The organism is Flavobacterium sp. Leaf82 (genome assembly GCF_001422725.1).
Lineage (GTDB): Bacteria > Bacteroidota > Bacteroidia > Flavobacteriales > Flavobacteriaceae > Flavobacterium.
On record NZ_LMMA01000012.1, the window covers coordinates 59775 to 76661 of the forward strand.

The 16887-nt window shown below is 33.4% G+C and carries 17 protein-coding genes; 8 read left to right on the plus strand and 9 right to left on the minus strand.

Annotation, left to right across the window (positions count from 1 at the left end; all coding sequences use genetic code 11):
* Positions 1–51 precede the first annotated feature (51 nt).
* The 5 genes from ASF10_RS08825 (at position 52) to ASF10_RS08845 (ending at position 5477) form a co-directional block, all read left to right on the plus strand.
* Positions 52–1239, plus strand: a complete 1188-nt coding sequence (locus ASF10_RS08825) for a phosphoglycerate kinase (RefSeq protein WP_056247792.1) — start codon at positions 52–54, stop codon at positions 1237–1239.
* Between the two features lie 110 nt (positions 1240–1349).
* Positions 1350–3194, plus strand: coding sequence for a LysM peptidoglycan-binding domain-containing protein (locus ASF10_RS08830; protein WP_056247795.1), 1845 nt, complete (start codon positions 1350–1352; stop codon positions 3192–3194).
* Between the two features lie 47 nt (positions 3195–3241).
* Complete coding sequence (locus ASF10_RS08835; RefSeq protein ID WP_056247799.1) at positions 3242–4210, plus strand: DUF4837 family protein; 969 nt, start codon at positions 3242–3244, stop codon at positions 4208–4210.
* A gap of 74 nt (positions 4211–4284) precedes the next feature.
* Positions 4285–4926 (plus strand): DUF1579 domain-containing protein, encoded by a 642-nt coding sequence (locus ASF10_RS08840; RefSeq protein ID WP_056247801.1) that lies wholly within the window; start codon positions 4285–4287, stop codon positions 4924–4926.
* Between the two features lie 104 nt (positions 4927–5030).
* A complete protein-coding gene (locus tag ASF10_RS08845) occupies positions 5031–5477 on the plus strand; it encodes a GNAT family N-acetyltransferase (protein WP_056247803.1) in 447 nt (148 codons plus the stop codon).
* A 171-nt stretch (positions 5478–5648) separates the two neighbouring features.
* Here the strand turns inward: ASF10_RS08845 and ASF10_RS08850 are convergent, their stop codons facing one another.
* The 4 genes from ASF10_RS08850 to rnpA all read right to left on the minus strand — a co-directional run bounded on the left by ASF10_RS08850 (position 5649) and on the right by rnpA (position 9399).
* A complete protein-coding gene (locus ASF10_RS08850) occupies positions 5649–6452 on the minus strand; it encodes an OmpA family protein (RefSeq protein ID WP_056247805.1) in 804 nt (267 codons plus the stop codon).
* A gap of 2 nt (positions 6453–6454) precedes the next feature.
* Positions 6455–8092 carry a S41 family peptidase gene (locus tag ASF10_RS08855; RefSeq protein WP_056247808.1) on the minus strand — a complete coding sequence of 546 codons (1638 nt, stop codon included), beginning with the start codon at positions 8090–8092 and terminating at the stop codon, positions 6455–6457.
* 2 nt (positions 8093–8094) lie between these two features.
* Positions 8095–8913 carry a DUF4349 domain-containing protein gene (locus ASF10_RS08860; RefSeq protein ID WP_056247811.1) on the minus strand — a complete coding sequence of 273 codons (819 nt, stop codon included), beginning with the start codon at positions 8911–8913 and terminating at the stop codon, positions 8095–8097.
* A gap of 81 nt (positions 8914–8994) precedes the next feature.
* Complete coding sequence (gene rnpA / locus ASF10_RS08865; protein WP_056247814.1) at positions 8995–9399, minus strand: ribonuclease P protein component; 405 nt, start codon at positions 9397–9399, stop codon at positions 8995–8997.
* A gap of 125 nt (positions 9400–9524) precedes the next feature.
* On the opposite strand from rnpA, the gene ASF10_RS08870 reads away from it, so the two are divergent.
* From ASF10_RS08870 to ASF10_RS08880, 3 genes are all read left to right on the plus strand, one after another.
* Entirely contained in the window at positions 9525–10265 is a 741-nt protein-coding gene (locus tag ASF10_RS08870) for a lysophospholipid acyltransferase family protein (protein WP_056247817.1), read from the plus strand.
* A 51-nt stretch (positions 10266–10316) separates the two neighbouring features.
* Complete coding sequence (locus ASF10_RS08875; RefSeq protein WP_056247819.1) at positions 10317–11309, plus strand: acyl-ACP desaturase; 993 nt, start codon at positions 10317–10319, stop codon at positions 11307–11309.
* Between the two features lie 227 nt (positions 11310–11536).
* Positions 11537–12190 (plus strand): HD domain-containing protein, encoded by a 654-nt coding sequence (locus ASF10_RS08880; RefSeq protein WP_056247822.1) that lies wholly within the window; start codon positions 11537–11539, stop codon positions 12188–12190.
* 197 nt (positions 12191–12387) lie between these two features.
* On the opposite strand, the gene ASF10_RS23915 is transcribed toward ASF10_RS08880, so the two are convergent.
* From ASF10_RS23915 to ASF10_RS08900, 5 genes are all read right to left on the minus strand, one after another.
* Positions 12388–12510 (minus strand): FeoB-associated Cys-rich membrane protein, encoded by a 123-nt coding sequence (locus tag ASF10_RS23915; protein ID WP_082472408.1) that lies wholly within the window; start codon positions 12508–12510, stop codon positions 12388–12390.
* A 6-nt stretch (positions 12511–12516) separates the two neighbouring features.
* On the minus strand, positions 12517–14616 hold the full coding sequence (feoB, locus tag ASF10_RS08885; protein WP_056247825.1) for a ferrous iron transport protein B: 2100 nt from the start codon (positions 14614–14616) through the stop codon (positions 12517–12519).
* Positions 14616–14855 carry a ferrous iron transport protein A gene (locus tag ASF10_RS08890; RefSeq protein ID WP_017495803.1) on the minus strand — a complete coding sequence of 80 codons (240 nt, stop codon included), beginning with the start codon at positions 14853–14855 and terminating at the stop codon, positions 14616–14618. Before ASF10_RS08890 ends, feoB begins: the two co-directional genes overlap by 1 nt.
* A gap of 104 nt (positions 14856–14959) precedes the next feature.
* Positions 14960–15625 carry an SCO family protein gene (locus ASF10_RS08895; RefSeq protein ID WP_056247828.1) on the minus strand — a complete coding sequence of 222 codons (666 nt, stop codon included), beginning with the start codon at positions 15623–15625 and terminating at the stop codon, positions 14960–14962.
* 211 nt (positions 15626–15836) lie between these two features.
* Positions 15837–16754 (minus strand): DMT family transporter, encoded by a 918-nt coding sequence (locus tag ASF10_RS08900; RefSeq protein WP_056247830.1) that lies wholly within the window; start codon positions 16752–16754, stop codon positions 15837–15839.
* Positions 16755–16887 lie beyond the last annotated feature (133 nt).

Below are 16887 nucleotides of genomic sequence, written 5' to 3' on the forward strand. Positions count from 1 at the left end.
TTTAAAAGTTCTATATTTGTTTTTCTTTCAAAAAAACTAAAAAATTATCTAATGAAAACTTTAAACGATTTCGATTTTAAAAATAAAAAAGCAATTATCCGTGTTGACTTTAATGTACCACTGGATGAAAATTTTAATGTAACTGACGCTACACGTATCGAAGCTGCAAAACCAACAATTGATGCTATTTTAGCACAAGGCGGAAGCGTAATTTTGATGTCGCATTTAGGAAGACCAAAAGGAGTTGAAGAAAAATATTCATTAAAACATATTTTAAAAACAGCTTCAGAAATTTTAGGAGTTGAGGTTAAATTTTCTGAAAATTGTGTTGGAGAAGTAGCTCAGGCTGCAGCCAAAGACCTAAAACCAGGAGAAGTTTTATTACTTGAAAATTTACGTTTTCATGCCGAAGAAGAAGCTGGAGATGTTGCTTTTGCAAAAGAATTAGCTTCACTTGGAGACATATATGTAAACGATGCTTTTGGAACTGCACACAGAGCGCACGCTTCAACAACAATCATTGCACAATTTTTTCCAACAGAAAAATGTTTCGGAACATTGTTGGCAAAAGAAATAGAAAGCTTAAACAAAGTACTTAAAAATAGCGAAAAACCAGTAACAGCAGTTCTTGGAGGATCAAAAGTATCTTCTAAAATTACAGTTATCGAAAACATCCTGGACAAAGTAGATCACATGATCATTGGTGGCGGAATGACTTTTACATTCATTAAAGCACAAGGTGGTAAAATTGGAGATTCTATTTGCGAAGATGATAAACAAGAATTAGCACTTGAAATTTTAAGATTAGCCAAAGAAAAAGGAGTTCAGATCCATATTCCGGTTGACGTAATTGCTGCAGATGATTTCTCAAACACAGCAAATACAAAAGTTGTTAACGTAACAGAAATTCCAGACGGATGGCAAGGTCTTGATGCAGGTCCAAAATCTTTAGAAAACTTCAAAAAAGTAATTTTAGAGTCAAAAACTATTTTATGGAACGGTCCATTAGGCGTTTTTGAGATGGAATCATTTGCAAAAGGGACTATAGCTTTAGGTGATTATATTGCAGAAGCGACAGAAAATGGAGCATTTTCATTAGTTGGAGGTGGAGATTCAGTTGCTGCCGTAAAACAATTTGGTTTCGAAGACAAAATGAGCTATGTTTCCACTGGTGGCGGGGCTATGCTAGAAATGTTAGAAGGGAAAGTTTTACCTGGAATCGCTGCGATTTTAGACTAAAATATCACAATTAACATTTTTTTACATAATTTACATGCATAAACTGGTTAAGTTTGCAAAAGTAAGCCTTCTATAATAGTTTGATTTATAGAATTTTAAAAAAATGTTATATGATTGTAAAAAAAATATCAATAGTTGTTTCTGCTTTTTTTTCAATTTCGATGTTTGCACAAGATGTTGCAAAGACAGATGTAGAGATTAAGCCAATTGTAAAGATATCGTATTTAGATTCTGTTAAAAATTCTTTTAAAAGAGACGAAATGGCAACCCGCGTTGATAGTCTCTGGATGAACGAATTAGTAAGTTTAGATATTTACGATGATCTTACCAAAGACATTCAAACCATCAACACAGATGTTACTGTAGATGAAGAACTGCCAACAGAATTGCTAAAACAGCGTCTTCAGGCAATGAATGAGAAATCACCTTTTGACATTGAATACAATCAAGGTTTAGAAAACATAATAAAGTCATTTCTTAAAAATCGTAAAAAATCGTTTTCACGATTAATGTCTTTATCAGAATATTATTTCCCAATTTTTGAAGACGCCTTTGCAAAACAAAACGTCCCATTAGAAATTAAATATTTAGCCGTTGTAGAATCTGCTTTAAATCCTAAAGCAGTTTCTAAAATGGGCGCCACAGGACTTTGGCAATTCATGTACGGAACCGGGAAACAATATGCCCTTAAAATAGATTCCTATATCGATGAACGCAGTGATCCGCTTAAAGCAACAGCTGCATGTTCAGAATACATGACTAAAATGTTCAGCATTTTTGGCGACTGGGAACTTGTTTTAGCTTCATACAACTCAGGTCCCGGAAATGTTACCAAAGCAATTCGTCGTTCTGGCGGAAAAACAAAATACTGGGACATTCGTAACCATCTTCCTAAAGAAACCCAAGGTTATGTACCCGCTTTTTTAGCTACAATGTATCTTTTTGAATATCATAAAGAACACGGAATTAATCCGCAAAGAGCCGTAGTTAAAAACTTTGAAACTGATACAGTTCAGATCAAAAATCAAATGTCATTCAAGCAAATCGCAGATTTGTTAGACATGCCACAATCTCAAATACAACTTTTAAATCCTTCGTATAAATTAAACGTAGTACCTTTTTATCAAAACGAACCACATTATTTGCGTTTGCCAAAAGATAAAATCGCCACTTTTGTTTCAAACGAAGATAAAATTTATGACTACGTAGCGTATCAGTCCCTAAATAAAACAATGCCCGCAAAATTGGCTTTGAAAGTAACGCCAAAAGCAAAAGCAAAACTGGAGAAAATAATTGAGCCAACAGATACTGATGTTAAGTGGTATAGAGTTCAAAAAGGAGATAACTTAGGAACCATTGCAGCTAAATATAATGTGACTATTCCTGAATTAAAAAAATGGAATAATCTTAAATCAAATGCAGTTGCGTTAGGAAGAAATCTAAAACTGAAAACAGATTACGATCCGGTTACTAAAAGCTTTAAAGAGTTAAAAACTAATGCTGTTGAGAAAAGATCAGAAGAAGCAATTGCTGCCGCAGATGATAAAGATAAAAACAATACACAATCTAAAGAATATGTTGTGGCAGCAGGAGATAATTTAGGAAGCATTGCTAAAAAATTCGGTACGACTATTGCGGAGTTAAAAGAACTAAATAGTTTAACTTCAAATAATATTGGTTTAGGCAAAACATTGGTAGTTTCTAAAGCAACACCTGAAATTATTGATGAAAATGCCGTAAACACTGCAATTGCTTCAAATTCTTCGATTGATTCATTCAAGAAAAAAGCAACTTCAGCCAAAGATCTTGGAGAAGACTATTACGTTAAAAAAGGAGATTCGTTGTATAGTATTTCAAAAAAATATCCGGGAGTTACAATTTCAGATATTAAAAAATGGAATAATATAAAAGACGGAGAAATTAAACCCGGAATGAAACTTAAAATAAACGGATAGTAAAAAAATCTTACATAAATTTGGGTTTTATTTCATAAATTAAGAAAATGAATAAAACCCATTTTTTATTGCTGCTAATTCCATTTGCACTCATTTCGTGTTTCAAAAATGAAAAGCAGTCCCAGCCTGTATCCGGAAAAACCAATTCGATCTCTATTATCATAGACGATCAGTTGTGGTATGGTGAAGTAGGTGACAGCATCCGTAATAAATTTGCCTCACCGGTTTTGGGTCTTACCCAGGAAGAACCGTTATTTACCATAAATCAATATCCCGCTCGTCTGCTTGAAGGTTTCGTTACAGACAGCCGCAGTATAATTGTAGTCAAAAAAGCAGTTGCAGACAAATTCGAAATCAATCACAGTAGAGCATTACCCCATAATACATTTCGTATTTACGGCAAATCTGTAGATGATATTATTTGCAGCATCGAACTCAACTCCTCACAAATTATTAAGATCATTCGGGATGCCGAAATAAAAAAAATCCAGGAAGACAACAGCAAATCACTTCTAAACCCTGCTGTTATAAAAAACAAATTTCATATCGATTTGCAAATTCCAACAGGTTATGAATACATGTTGCACAAAAAGAATTTCATTTGGTTAAAGAAAGATATAATCAGTGGCAACACAAGCTTACTCATCTATCAGATACCTTTGCGCAGTTTTAAAAAAGGCTCAAATGTAATAAGCAATATCATCAGGATGCGCGATTCCGTTGGCAGTTACATCAAAGGACGCGAACCCAATACAAGAATGATTACAGGGGAAGCTTATGCACCTTATTTTTCTTCGACAACTTTAGACGGCAAAAACGCTTATGAAACCAAAGGAACCTGGGAACTTAAGAATGATTTTATGTCCGGGCCTTTTATCAATTATGCAATTGTAGACGAAATGTACAATAGGATTTTAGTTATAGAAGGATTCTGTTATTCGCCCTCAAATCAGGAACGTGATTTAATGTTTGATCTGGAAGCAATTATAAAATCTGTCAAAATAGATAAACGATAACAATCAAAACCGAAAACAATTAACTAATATTTTTTCTTATTTTTGTTTTGTAACAAACATTAAAACAAAGACTTATGAAAAATTTAATCACAGTATTAGTAATGTTACTGCTGTTTTTTGTTTCCTGTAAAAAAGAAGTAAAAACAGAAGTTGGAACCGTAAATGCTAAAGACAGCATTATAACAACAGAACCAATTGCCGAAGAACCTGTAGATTCAGCAACAGAAATGAAAGCCTGGCAAGATTATGCTAAACCGGGCGAACCCCACAAACTAATGACAGATGAAGTAGGAACCTGGAATTGCGATATGACTTTCTGGTACGAACCAAATGGTAAACCTGAAAAATCAAGTTCTGTAGCAAATGTCAAAATGATTCTTGGAGGGCGTTATCAGGAAACCAATTATCAGGGAAAAATAATGGGACAGCCATTTGAAGGAAAAAGTACCCTTGCTTACAACAACTCCAGCAAAGAATATACAACAACTTTTATCGACAACATGGGTACAGGAATGATGGTGGCAATGGGTAAATATGATGATAAAACAAAAAGTATGGAACTAAAAGGAGAAGTCGTAAATCCTGTAAATCAGAAAAAGACACCTTTCAGGGAAATCTATACAATTGTAGATCCACAAACTCGTAAAATGGAAATGTTTGATGTGAAAAATGGAAATGAATATAAAAGTATGGAAATTATCATGAAGAAAAAATAAGCTTTTATTCAATCAAAAGTATAAATCCTGATTGCAGTTTGTAGTCAGGATTTTTATTTAATGTAATTTTGCTTAGCGTTATTAAAATTGAAATAGAATACATAATGGAATTAAAGTGGAAAATAAAGCCTTTTGAGGCATTAACGGTTCATGAGTTATATGATTTACTAAAAGTAAGAAGTGAAATCTTTGTAGTAGAGCAAAATTGCGTTTATCTGGACCTTGACGGAAAAGACAAGAAAGCATTACACCTAATTGGTCAATATGACGACAAAATTGTAGCCTATGCGCGTTTATTCGATGCCGGAATTAGTTTCGACAATGCCTCAATTGGCAGAGTAGTGGTAGATGCAAATTATCGCGACAAAAAATGGGGACACGATTTAATGCGAGAAGCCATTGCAGGAATAAAATCAAATTTCGATAAAGACAAAATAACTATCGGAGCACAATTGTACCTAAAGAAATTTTATGAAAGTCACGGATTTGTACAATCCAGCGAAATGTATCTTGAAGATGATATTCCGCATATTGAGATGATCAGAGAATAATATTTATTAAATTCTAAAATCAGCTAATCTTGATTTAAACATATTGTGTATTTAGAATCACACTAATGCAACATTATTGCAATATATAAATCTATTTAAATATTTAATTATAACTAATTTAAATACAAACGTGTAGTAGTTTTTCTTAGAGTTTTACTTTAAGTCAGAAAGCTATAATTTGGTAATTAAAAATTCGACGCGGCGATCAAGGGCATCACCTTTTCCTAACGGAAATTTATTGCCGCAGCCGCGATAAGTCATTCGGTTTTTAGAAATTTTTTTGGAACTCAGATAATTAAAAACGGTCTTTGCGCGGTTCCACGAAAGTTTCCTTTCTTTAGTATCCTTATCAATTCCGTCGCTGTAAATTTTGGGAGTACAACAAACATGACCCCTAATTTCGAAACGCACGTTCTTTTTATTTTCTAAAATAACTACGACTTTATCCAGTTCTTTTTTAGAAAGCGAAGTCAGTTTTGAACTTCCAAGATTAAAGAGAATGTTTTCTAAGAAAATTTTATCACCTACTTTAATTTTATCGCTAAACGAATCATGAATTCCTTTCCCGAGGTTGTTTTTCTTAAAAATGATCAAATCAACCCTGCGGTTTCTGGAACGCGTTTCATGCAAGTTTTCTACAGTATCTGTTTTAAGTAAAATACGTCCTTTGCCTTCAAGAATTATGATAGTACTATTATCAAATCCGGCTGAGGCTAATAGATTCTGGATAGTCCTGGCGCGATTATTTGATAATTGAAAATTATATTCATCATTTCCCCGATCATCACAATACCCATAAATTTGTATTGACGCTACTTTTGAAGTGTCGAGATCTTTAATAAAACAGTTTACAACTTCGGTTGCTTTTCGTGTAAGATCGAATCTGTCAAATTCGAAATAAATGGTTTCAATGGTTTTTTGCTGCGCCGATAAATTGTAAATTAAAAACAGAAATAAGGCTCTACAAATGTTCATTTTTACATCTTTAAAATCGTTTTATATTCAGTTTGATTATTTAAAACACTTACCGCCTTCTTAATCTCTGAATTGTTTCTAATATAATATTGATATAATCCCTCCTGATATTGATATCTTTTAATCAGTTCTTCCTGAATCAGGTTTCTAATTTCTTTTTGGTTCTTGTCCAGCAAAGTTGTTTTACTTTTTTCAAGGGCAGCCAATAATTGTTGGTATTCCGGAGCTATTGTTTCATCGATTTTTTCATTTTTGGCAGCAGCCAGAGTATTTTTCAAAGCCACTTCGGTTTCCGTATCAAAACTAATTTTATTTGCTTTTAAGTATTGTTTAAAACTCACGTAATCAGCATCTGAAACCGTTGGTATTTTATCTCCAAGATTTGGATTCTTATAATAATAGGTAGTTGCGTAATCAAAGATTCCGTCATTTTTTAATAACGCAGTCGTAATCGGACTCATTTTAGCTTCGTCTAATTCAATATCCGGCAAAACGCCGCCACCATCATAAACCGTTCTTCCTTTTCTGGTTTTAAAAGCATTAAAGTTTTTAGCTTCGGTTTTTTGAGCCACGCCATTTTTATCTTTATGCGCATAATCCAAAGCCTGAATACAACGACCGGAAGGCGTATAATAACGTGAAATTGTTACTTTTAGCTGAGTTCCGTAAGTCAGATCAACAGAACGCTGCACTAAACCTTTTCCAAAACTACGACTTCCCAAAACTACCGCACGATCTAAATCCTGTAAAGCTCCCGAAACAATTTCAGAGGCAGAAGCACTTCGTCCGTTTACCAAAATCGCCAACGGAATTTGAGTATCAATAGGTTCTTTTGTTGTTTTATAGGTGTTATTATGTTTTTCGATTCTTGATTTTGTCGTTACAATAACTTCATTTTTAGGAACAAACAAGTTACATATATCAATTGCTTCATTTAGCAAGCCACCCGGATTTCCTCTTAAATCAAGCACAATTTGCGTAGCGCCATCAGCTTTTAGTTTTTCAAGAGCGTCTTTTACTTCATTTGAAGCTTTACGGCTAAAATGTGCCAGAACGATATAACCCGTTTTATCATCTATCTTTCCATAGAACGGAACTGATTTAATATCAACTTCATCCAAAACCAATTCAGTAGTAAACGTTTTTCCCTGACGCAGGTATTTAATCTGAATTTTAGTATTCTTAGTTCCTTTTAACAATTGCGAAGCGTCATCTTTAAAATCAGCAATCAAAACATCACCAATCTGGATAATTTCGTCGCCTGCTTTTAATCCCGCTTTGTCAGCAGGATAATTTTTATAAGGTTCACGAACAATTAAGCGATCTTTTTTTCTGGAGATCAAAGCGCCAATTCCCGTATATTCTCCCGTATTGTTGATCTTGAAATTTACAACATCCTGTTCGTTAAAATAAACCGTATAAGGATCTAAACTTCCCAACATGCTTTTAATCGCTTTATCCATCAAGTCACCAGGATTGGTTTCGTCGACATAATTCGTATTAACGGCTTTGAATAATGTGGTGAAGATTTCGATTTGCTTGGCAATTTCAAAAAAGTCGTCTTTGAAACTGGTTCCAATAAATAAAAATCCTGCCGCAACAGTTGGTATGATGAATTTCTTTTTGAAATAAGGATACATGATTATAGTTTTTTTCTTTTAAATCTTTTTCTAATAAAATAGGCGAATACGCAAAATAGTATAATAAATGGCCAAAGGCTAATGATCGATATTAAAAATTCTGAAAGACTAAAAAATCCCGATTGAATGGCAGTCCAGATTTTTGATCCGTACGAAGTTTTAACCCCTTCTTTTTGAGCAATGGTTTTGTAGAATTCGATGGTAACAGTACTTTCTGATACACGACTTTCCAAGTATTTCAGCTGTCCTTCTTTAGCTTCAATTTCTTCGCGAATGGCTGAAATCTGTTTTTCAATTTCCAGAATCTCGCTAATTTTTGTCGCTTTTTGTAATATTTCTAAGTAACGGGCTTCGAGTTTACGTTTGTTATTTAATCTTGTGGTTAGGTCAATATATCGTTCGGTTACATTTTGAGCCGAAATGTCTTTTCTTTCAAAATAAGAAACACCTTTTGAAACAGAATTTATAAAAGCATCAAAATTCTCACTTGGAACACGAATGGTTAGATTTCTATAAATGTTGTTATAATCTTTTCCTTCAGAATCATTTTCAATCGTAGCTTTATTTGTAGCAATTGCAGTTTGAATTTGCTTAAAAGTTTCTTCTAAATCATTAGTTTCAAATCGAAGAGAAGCTTCTTTGATAATTTTTTGCGAAATTTGAGGAGAAGCTGGCTCAGCTTGTGCATCAGAACTGGTAGCAGATTCGTTTTTTGCAGTAAGTTTAATGGCACTAACTGCCATATCAGCCATTGGCTCTTCGTTTTTACCACAACCCGTAAAGCTAAAAAGAACAAAGAATAAAATGGAAATATATTTCATATCTATTTCAAATTAAATCTAAAACTACAATTTTTTTATAAGCGTTGGTCTAATTTGATAAATAAAGTTATAATTGAAAGATTACAACTCCGTTTTATTTTCAGAATCAATAGGTTTGTTTACCTGCAAAAGGAATTTCTCAAACAACTGAATTGTTTTGGTATTGATTTCTTCATATGATAATTTGTCTTTCGTCTGATAAAAAAACATCAAAGAATACGGTTCCTGGATATTGTCTAAAAGCAAATGTTTGTTCAAACGATACGTTTCTCTCAAAACGCGTTTGAAATAATTACGATCAACCGCTTTTTTAAAGTATTTTTTAGAGACAGAAACGCCCATTTTTATTTTTTCATCTGCATCAACTTCCGCTTGACGGTAAACCAAACGCAATGGATATTTAGAAACCGATTTTCCTTCAGAAAACAGTAAACCAATTGTCGTTTTGCTCTTTAAGCGTTCATTTTTGGGGTAAGTGAAGTTCATTTAATTCAGAAAAAATTTGCAATTTTATAGGCAAAGGTACAATTAAACCAGAAAAACGGTTATTGTTTTCAATTTTTATAAGGCTAAAAATTTATTTATTACTTTTGGGCATTAATTTTTTAAGCATGCAAAAAATAATTTCCTATCCAATATCTGCTATATACTATATCATTTTTAGTTTGTGTTTGCTTGTATTTCATCCAATACAATGGATTTGCCTAAATGTTTTTGGCTATCAGGCTCATAAAAAAAGTGTCGATTATTTAAATTTTTGCCTTTTAAGATGCACAAATCTTGTAGGAACAACTTATAAAATCGAAAACAGAGAAACCATTCCAACCGGAGTTCCAATTATTTTTGTTTCAAATCACCAAAGTATGTACGATATTATCGCAATGATTTGGTATTTTAGACGTTTTCATTGTAAATTTGTAAGTAAGAAGGAGTTAGGTAGCGGAATTCCGAGTGTATCTTATAATTTACGCCACGGAGGATCAGTGCTAATTGACCGTAAAGACCCAAAACAAGCCATTCCTGCAATCAAAGGATTGTCTGAATATATTGAGAAATACAATAGATCTGCTGTTATTTTTCCTGAAGGAACGCGTAGCAAAACAGGAAAACCGAAAGAATTCGCTCAAAATGGTTTAAAAATTCTATGTAAATATGCACCTTCTGCGTATATAGTACCAGTGAGTATCAACAATTCATGGAAAATGGTAAAATATGGTTTTTTTCCTGTAGGTTTAGGAAATCGCCTTACCTTTACAGCACATAAGGCTTTGGCAGTAAAAGACTATAACTTTGCTGATTTAATGGCGATGACAGAGAAAGCAGTTGTAGAAGGAGTAAACGAGTATAAATAGATTTTTGATTCAGAATAATCTGAAATGAAAATCCCAAATCTAAAATAAGTAATGTCTATAAAAAACATTAGATTAGAAGTAATGCAGTTTTTGGAAAAAAACGTGGATAGCTTCGTTGAACAGTATTTAATTCCAGTGGAAAAAATTTGGCAGCCGTCAGACTTTTTGCCTAATTCTGAAGGAGAAAATTTCTTTGAGGAGGTAAAAGAGTTACGTGAAATTGCTAAAGAATTACCATATGATTTCTGGGTAACACTTGTAGGTGACACAATCACTGAGGAAGCTTTGCCAACTTATGAATCATGGTTAATGGATGTAGAAGGTATAAATCAGGTAGAAAATGGTGGAAATGGCTGGTCTAAATGGATCAGACAATGGACAGGAGAAGAGAACCGCCACGGTGATTTACTAAATAAATACTTGTATTTGTCCGGTCGTGTGAACATGCGTGAAATCGAAATGACAACACAGCACTTAATCAACGACGGTTTTGATATTGGAACTGGATCTGACCCATACAAAAACTTTGTATACACCAGTTTCCAGGAATTAGCAACTTATGTTTCGCACAATAGAGTAGCCCAAATGGCGAAAAAATTTGGAGATAACAAGTTGTCTAAAATGTGTAAAATGATTGCTGGTGACGAAATGCGTCATCACCACGCATATAGCGAGTTTGTTACTCGTATTTTTGCAGTAGATCCAAGCGAAATGATGTTGGCGTTTCAATACATGATGAAACAAAAAATCGTTATGCCGGCACACTTTTTAAGAGAATCTGGTCAAAAGATCAGTTCTGCTTTCGAACAATTCTCTGATTCTGCTCAACGTATTGGAGTTTACACCGCAAACGATTATGTAGATATCATGCAAAAATTAATCGATAAATGGGAAATTGATAAGATTTCTAATTTAACAGATGAAGCTGAAAAAGCACGTGATTACTTAATGAAATTACCATCTCGTATGGCAAGAATCTCAGAAAGATTAGTGATTCCGCAAGAATCACATATCTTTAAATGGGTTGAACCAGCGAGACTTTAAATATTTTAGAGTTCTGATTTTAGAGTTTAGATTGTTCTGAAACTTGAATTTTAGATTTTAAATTGATATTGAAAATATTGTTGATTGTTGAGGTTTGTAAAACTTTAACAATCAACTTTTTTTATTCTATAAAGATTTCCAGAAAATAGAAATTAAAAAATAAACTGTGTAAACCCATGCAATCCGCAAAATCCGCGGGCCATAACACACAGACAATAAATATAATTATGAGTAATACCGACCTTATAAACAAAACAATTGCCTTTGTAAAAGAAAAACTAAATGATGCCGAAGGCGGACACGATTGGTTTCATATTGAGCGTGTATATAAAAATGCCTTATTAATTGCAAAAGATACAGATTGTGATCTCACAGTTGTTCAATTAGGCGCTTTGCTTCACGATATTGCAGATAGTAAATTTCATAACGGAGATGAAACCATAGGGCCTAAAACAGCGCGTTTGTTTTTAGAATCAGAAAGTGTATCAGAAGAGATTATTCAACATGTTGTTAATATCATCGAAAACATCTCGTATAAAGGCGGAAATTTCGAAAAGAAGTTCACCTCTGTAGAATTGGACATCGTGCAAGATGCGGATCGTTTAGACGCGATAGGAGCAATTGGAGTAGCAAGAGCGTTCAATTACGGAGGATTTAAAAACAGAACGCTTTATAATCCCGAAATTACGCCGGTAACCAATATGACCAAAGAAGAGTACAAAAAGAATAATGCACCAACGATAAATCATTTTTACGAAAAGCTTTTACTCTTAAAAGATAAAATGAATACCGAAACCGGAAAACAAATCGCTGCAGAAAGACATAAGTTTATGGAAACTTTTCTGGCTCAGTTTTATGCAGAGTGGGAGGGAGTTAAGTAGTTTTCAGTCTCAGTTTTCAGTCTCAGTCTCAGTCTGAGTTTTCAGTAATAAAAAATGGCTTCATATTGAAGCCATTTTTTTATGTTTTATAATGTTATCTCTAAAATAAAAAGCTGTTTTGCTTTGTCAGGCTGAGCGAAGTCGAAGCCCTTCTAAAACCTCAGAACCTTAGTTCCTTAGCAACTTAGAATCTTTCCTTATGAACACCCACAATTACCGTCACCGCAATCTTTTTTCTTTTTAGGTTTCCAAAGGAATTTTCTAACCAAAAAACCAACGGCAATAAATAATATGACAAAGGCAATAATTTCTTGTACCATGATTGTTTATTTTAAAAGTTGATACGCAAAAAGCGCTACAAAATAAGCAAGGCCACTCATTAGGAAAAGCTGTATTGCAGGCCATTTCCATGAATTGGTTTCTTTTTTTGTAATAGCAAGTGTACTCGCACATTGCATTGCAAAAGCATAAAATAATAATAGAGAAATTCCAGAAGCAAAATTAAAGATCTTCTTACCCGTTTCCGGATTGATTTCTTCCTGCATTTTACTTTTTATAGTCGCCTCGTTATCACTGCTTCCTACACTGTAAATAGTCGCAAGAGTTCCTACGAAAACTTCACGTGCAGCAAATGAACTGATAATTGCAATACCTATTTTCCAGTCGTAACCTAACGGCGAAATTGCAGGTTCGATAGCTTTACCCATAATCCCAATATAAGAATTCTCTAATTTTTGAGAAGCTACTTCATTTTCGAATGTTGTTTCGTCCAGAGGAGTATCTACAAATCTTTCTTTTACGATAGTTTCTGCGTCATTAAAATCTTTTCCCGGACCATATGAAGCTAAAAACCATAAAATGACTGATATTGCTAAGATAATTTTACCCGCTCCAACAACGAAAGCTTTTGTTTTTTCGACAACATTAATCGCAACGTTCTTGAAAAGAGGTAATTTATAACTTGGCATTTCGACAACGAAATACGTTTTAGCACTTATTTTTAATATTTTATTTAAGATATAAGCCGATAGAATTGCAGTTCCAAAACCTAATAAATACAGCAACATCAAAGCCAAACCCTGTACATTTAGAAATCCAAATAGACGTTCTTCCGGAATAACCAATGAAATTATAATCGTATAAACCGGTAATCTTGCAGAACAAGTCGTGAACGGAGTTACTAAGATCGTAATAAGGCGTTCTTTCCAGTTTTCGATATTTCTGGTTGCCATAATTGCCGGAATTGCACACGCAGTTCCTGAAATTAAAGGCACGACACTTTTTCCGGAAAGTCCAAACTTACGCATGATTTTATCCATCAGGAATACAACACGACTCATATAACCGCTTTCTTCCAGAATGGAGATGAACAAAAATAGAAAGGCAATTTGCGGAATAAAAATAATTACTCCACCAATTCCCGGCACAATTCCCTGCGAAAGTAAATCAGTAAGAATTCCGCTTGGTAATTCCTGAGCAACCCAACTGCTTAAAGATGCAAAAGTGCTGTCGATAAAATCCATTGGAATAGTTGACCAGCTGAAAATCGATTGGAAAATCAAAAATAATATCGCCAAGAAAATTACGTAACCCCAAACTTTATGAGTTAAAACACGATCGAGCTTAGCTCTAAAATCTTTTGCCATTGTGGCATCAACTTTTAAACCTTCTTTAAGAACATCGTTTATAAATTGATAACGTTTTATAGTTTCTTTTTGCTGTAAACGCTTTAGTTCTGAATGTGATTTGGTAAAAGTGCTTCTGATTTCATTTCGATCTAAATTCAAAAAATTGACATCTTGTGTAATCACCAACCATAATTTGTACAATAATTGGTTAGGAAAAGCATGTTGTAATTTTTTAAAATATTCTTCATCAATAACCGATGAATTCAAACACGGTTCATGCGGAATCGTTTTATAAGAAACAATTAATTCTTTTAACGCATCAATTCCCAAACCTTTTCTAGAACTTACTAAAGCAATTTTCGTTTTTAGTTTTTCTTCTAAATACGGAATATCTAAAGTTATTCCTTTGCTTTCCATGCGATCTGACATATTAATGACTAAAATCGTCGGAATTTCAAGGTCTTTTATTTGAGTGTAAATCAGCAGATTTCGTTTCAGGTTTTCAACATCTGTAACCACAACTGCAACATCAGGATATAATTTGTCGTTTTTATTCAGCAAAAGCTCAATCACCACACTTTCGTCCATAGAACTTGCGTTCAAACTATAAGTCCCGGGTAAATCCAGAATATTGGCTTTGATATTGTGCGGTAATTTACAGAACCCTATTTTTTTCTCAACCGTAATTCCGGGATAATTCCCCACTTGTTGATTTAATCCTGTAAGTTGATTAAAAACAGAAGTTTTTCCTGTATTTGGATTTCCAATAAGGGCAACATTGATATTTTGAATGCTCATTATAAGTTGGTTTTGATAAGTTCAACTTCAATTTCACGAGCAGTTTCTACACGAATGGCAACATGCGAACCATTAATGTCCAAATATAATGGATCTCCAAAAGGAGCAATCTGTAGCAATTCGACTAAGTTACCCGGCAAACAACCCATTTCTAATAATTTTAGAGGAATAAGATCGATATCAAAATCTTTGATAATGGCTTTCTCGCCTTTTTTTAGAGTATGGATAGTATTTTGCAAAGCTTATTTAGATTGAATTTAGATTGCAAAAGTAGGCAATTATTCTTTATTTCAAGGCATTTAACACTTTTGTAAATGCTAAATGTTTCTAAAAATAAGGGATTTTACTCCTGACACAAGAAATTGATGTCTTCTAAAAGGCGTTTGATTTCCTCTTTATTTGTTCCGTCATAAAAACCGCGAACACGACGCTTTTGATCTACCAAAACAAAATTCTCAGTATGTACCATATCATACAATTGATCCGGACGACCAAGTTTAACCGCCAGATAAGATTTTCTGGCCATCGTATAAATTTCTTTTTTGTCTCCGGTAACTAAATTCCATTTACTGTCTACAATACCATATTTTATGGCATATGCTTTTAGAACCGGAATACTGTCGACCTCAGGAAAAACGGTGTGCGAAAGTAACATTACCTTCGGATTATTTAAAACTGCTTTTTGAACTTCGGTTAAATTAGTGCTCATTTTTGGACAAATAGATCCGCAAGTCGTAAAGAAAAAATCGGCAACATAAATTTTACCTTCATAATTCTTTTGAGTAATCGTATCTCCGTTTTGATTTACAAATTTAAAATCAGCAATTGTGTGGTATTTGCTTTTATATTGAATTGTACTATCGACCAATTCAGGATTTACATCAGCAGGATTGTAAATTGGTAATGTTTTTTGTGGCTTTAAAGCCGAATAAAATAAGGATATAGTTACAGCCGAAAATACAATAAGAACAATAAAGAATTTACGGTATTTGTATAGAAACGATTTCATAAAAACAATTTCGTGCAAAAGTACAAAAAGCACTTTTTAAAAAGCTAATTGGGTTTGGTTTTTAACAATGCAACCGAGTAAGAAAGGTTTTTGCCACAAATTTCACAAATTTTCACTAATGTAAATCGCGTTAATTTTTTGAACTTACTCATAAATTTCAATAAAAAGTTAATTCGTGAAAATTTGTGAAATTTGTGGCAAAAAAACCTTTTTATCTTTTTCGAATAGATTTATTAACCAGATACAATCCCACTAAAGTTACAACAGCGCCAATAACAATTGCCTGTGTTAACACTTCGCCAAAAATAAAAGAGCCTAAGATCATCGCCACAATTGGATTGATGTAAACATAAATACTGCTTATTTCTGTTGGAAGATTTTGAAGGGAATATATAAAAGCAATAAAAGTTAGGACAGAACCAATAATTACCAAATACCCAATTGACCACCACGAAGCCAAAGGTATTTCGCTTAGCGGAATATTAATTCCTGAAGCTTCTGTGATTCCAAATAATAATACACTCGAAATCAGCATTTGCAATCCTAAACTAAAATACGGATTAAAGTTTGCGGCTTGCTTTTTAGTTTCTAATATTCCAAATGCCCAAGTAATTGTAGAAGCAGTCATTAAAATAATTCCGAATTGAAATTCAGGTTTTAGAAAGTCAGCGATATAATCAATGAAAATAATACAAATACCTCCAAAACTAATAAGCATTCCGAGTAAAGCCATTTTTGCAATTTTCTTACCATTAAAAAAGTTGATAATGATAATCCAAATAGGAAAAAGTGCACTAATAATCGCTCCCAAACCACTGCTCATATATTTTACGCCCCAAGTACTTAATCCGTTACTCAAAGCAAAATTTAAAATACTCAAAACAATAATCGTACGCCATTGTTTGCCTTTTGGCCAAGGTTCTTTTTTTAGGATAAAATAGCCCACATACAGAACTCCGCCCAAAAGCTGACGAATATTTGCCAATTGCAAACCGGGCATATGTCTAACACCTTCTTTAGATGCTAACCATGTAGTTCCCCAAAAAAAACTTACCCAGCAAAGTGCCAAAATAGGTAATCCTATGGCATTAATTTTTCCTGAAACCGCACTCTGAATTTTTGTTCTCACTTTTATTTAAATTCTTTGTAACAAATATTCCAAAAACAATTCTAATATCAAGTTATAAACCGGTATTAAATACATGAAAATATTCGATGATATCTATTAATGATGTTAGGATAAAACGCTTTATTGCGATTAT

Coding starts and splice junctions, on each gene's coding strand:
- ASF10_RS08840 (WP_056247801.1), top strand. CDS start 4,285: ATGAAAAATTTAATCACAGTATTAGTAATGTTACTGCTGTTTTTTGTT.
- ASF10_RS08855 (WP_056247808.1), bottom strand. CDS start 8,092: ATGTATCCTTATTTCAAAAAGAAATTCATCATACCAACTGTTGCGGCA.
- ASF10_RS08860 (WP_056247811.1), bottom strand. CDS start 8,913: ATGAAATATATTTCCATTTTATTCTTTGTTCTTTTTAGCTTTACGGGT.
- rnpA (WP_056247814.1), bottom strand. CDS start 9,399: ATGAACTTCACTTACCCCAAAAATGAACGCTTAAAGAGCAAAACGACA.
- ASF10_RS08825 (WP_056247792.1), top strand. CDS start 52: ATGAAAACTTTAAACGATTTCGATTTTAAAAATAAAAAAGCAATTATC.
- ASF10_RS08845 (WP_056247803.1), top strand. CDS start 5,031: ATGGAATTAAAGTGGAAAATAAAGCCTTTTGAGGCATTAACGGTTCAT.
- ASF10_RS08830 (WP_056247795.1), top strand. CDS start 1,350: ATGATTGTAAAAAAAATATCAATAGTTGTTTCTGCTTTTTTTTCAATT.
- ASF10_RS08875 (WP_056247819.1), top strand. CDS start 10,317: ATGTCTATAAAAAACATTAGATTAGAAGTAATGCAGTTTTTGGAAAAA.
- ASF10_RS08895 (WP_056247828.1), bottom strand. CDS start 15,625: ATGAAATCGTTTCTATACAAATACCGTAAATTCTTTATTGTTCTTATT.
- ASF10_RS08835 (WP_056247799.1), top strand. CDS start 3,242: ATGAATAAAACCCATTTTTTATTGCTGCTAATTCCATTTGCACTCATT.
- feoB (WP_056247825.1), bottom strand. CDS start 14,616: ATGAGCATTCAAAATATCAATGTTGCCCTTATTGGAAATCCAAATACA.
- ASF10_RS08870 (WP_056247817.1), top strand. CDS start 9,525: ATGCAAAAAATAATTTCCTATCCAATATCTGCTATATACTATATCATT.
- ASF10_RS08850 (WP_056247805.1), bottom strand. CDS start 6,452: ATGAACATTTGTAGAGCCTTATTTCTGTTTTTAATTTACAATTTATCG.
- ASF10_RS23915 (WP_082472408.1), bottom strand. CDS start 12,510: ATGGTACAAGAAATTATTGCCTTTGTCATATTATTTATTGCCGTTGGT.
- ASF10_RS08880 (WP_056247822.1), top strand. CDS start 11,537: ATGAGTAATACCGACCTTATAAACAAAACAATTGCCTTTGTAAAAGAA.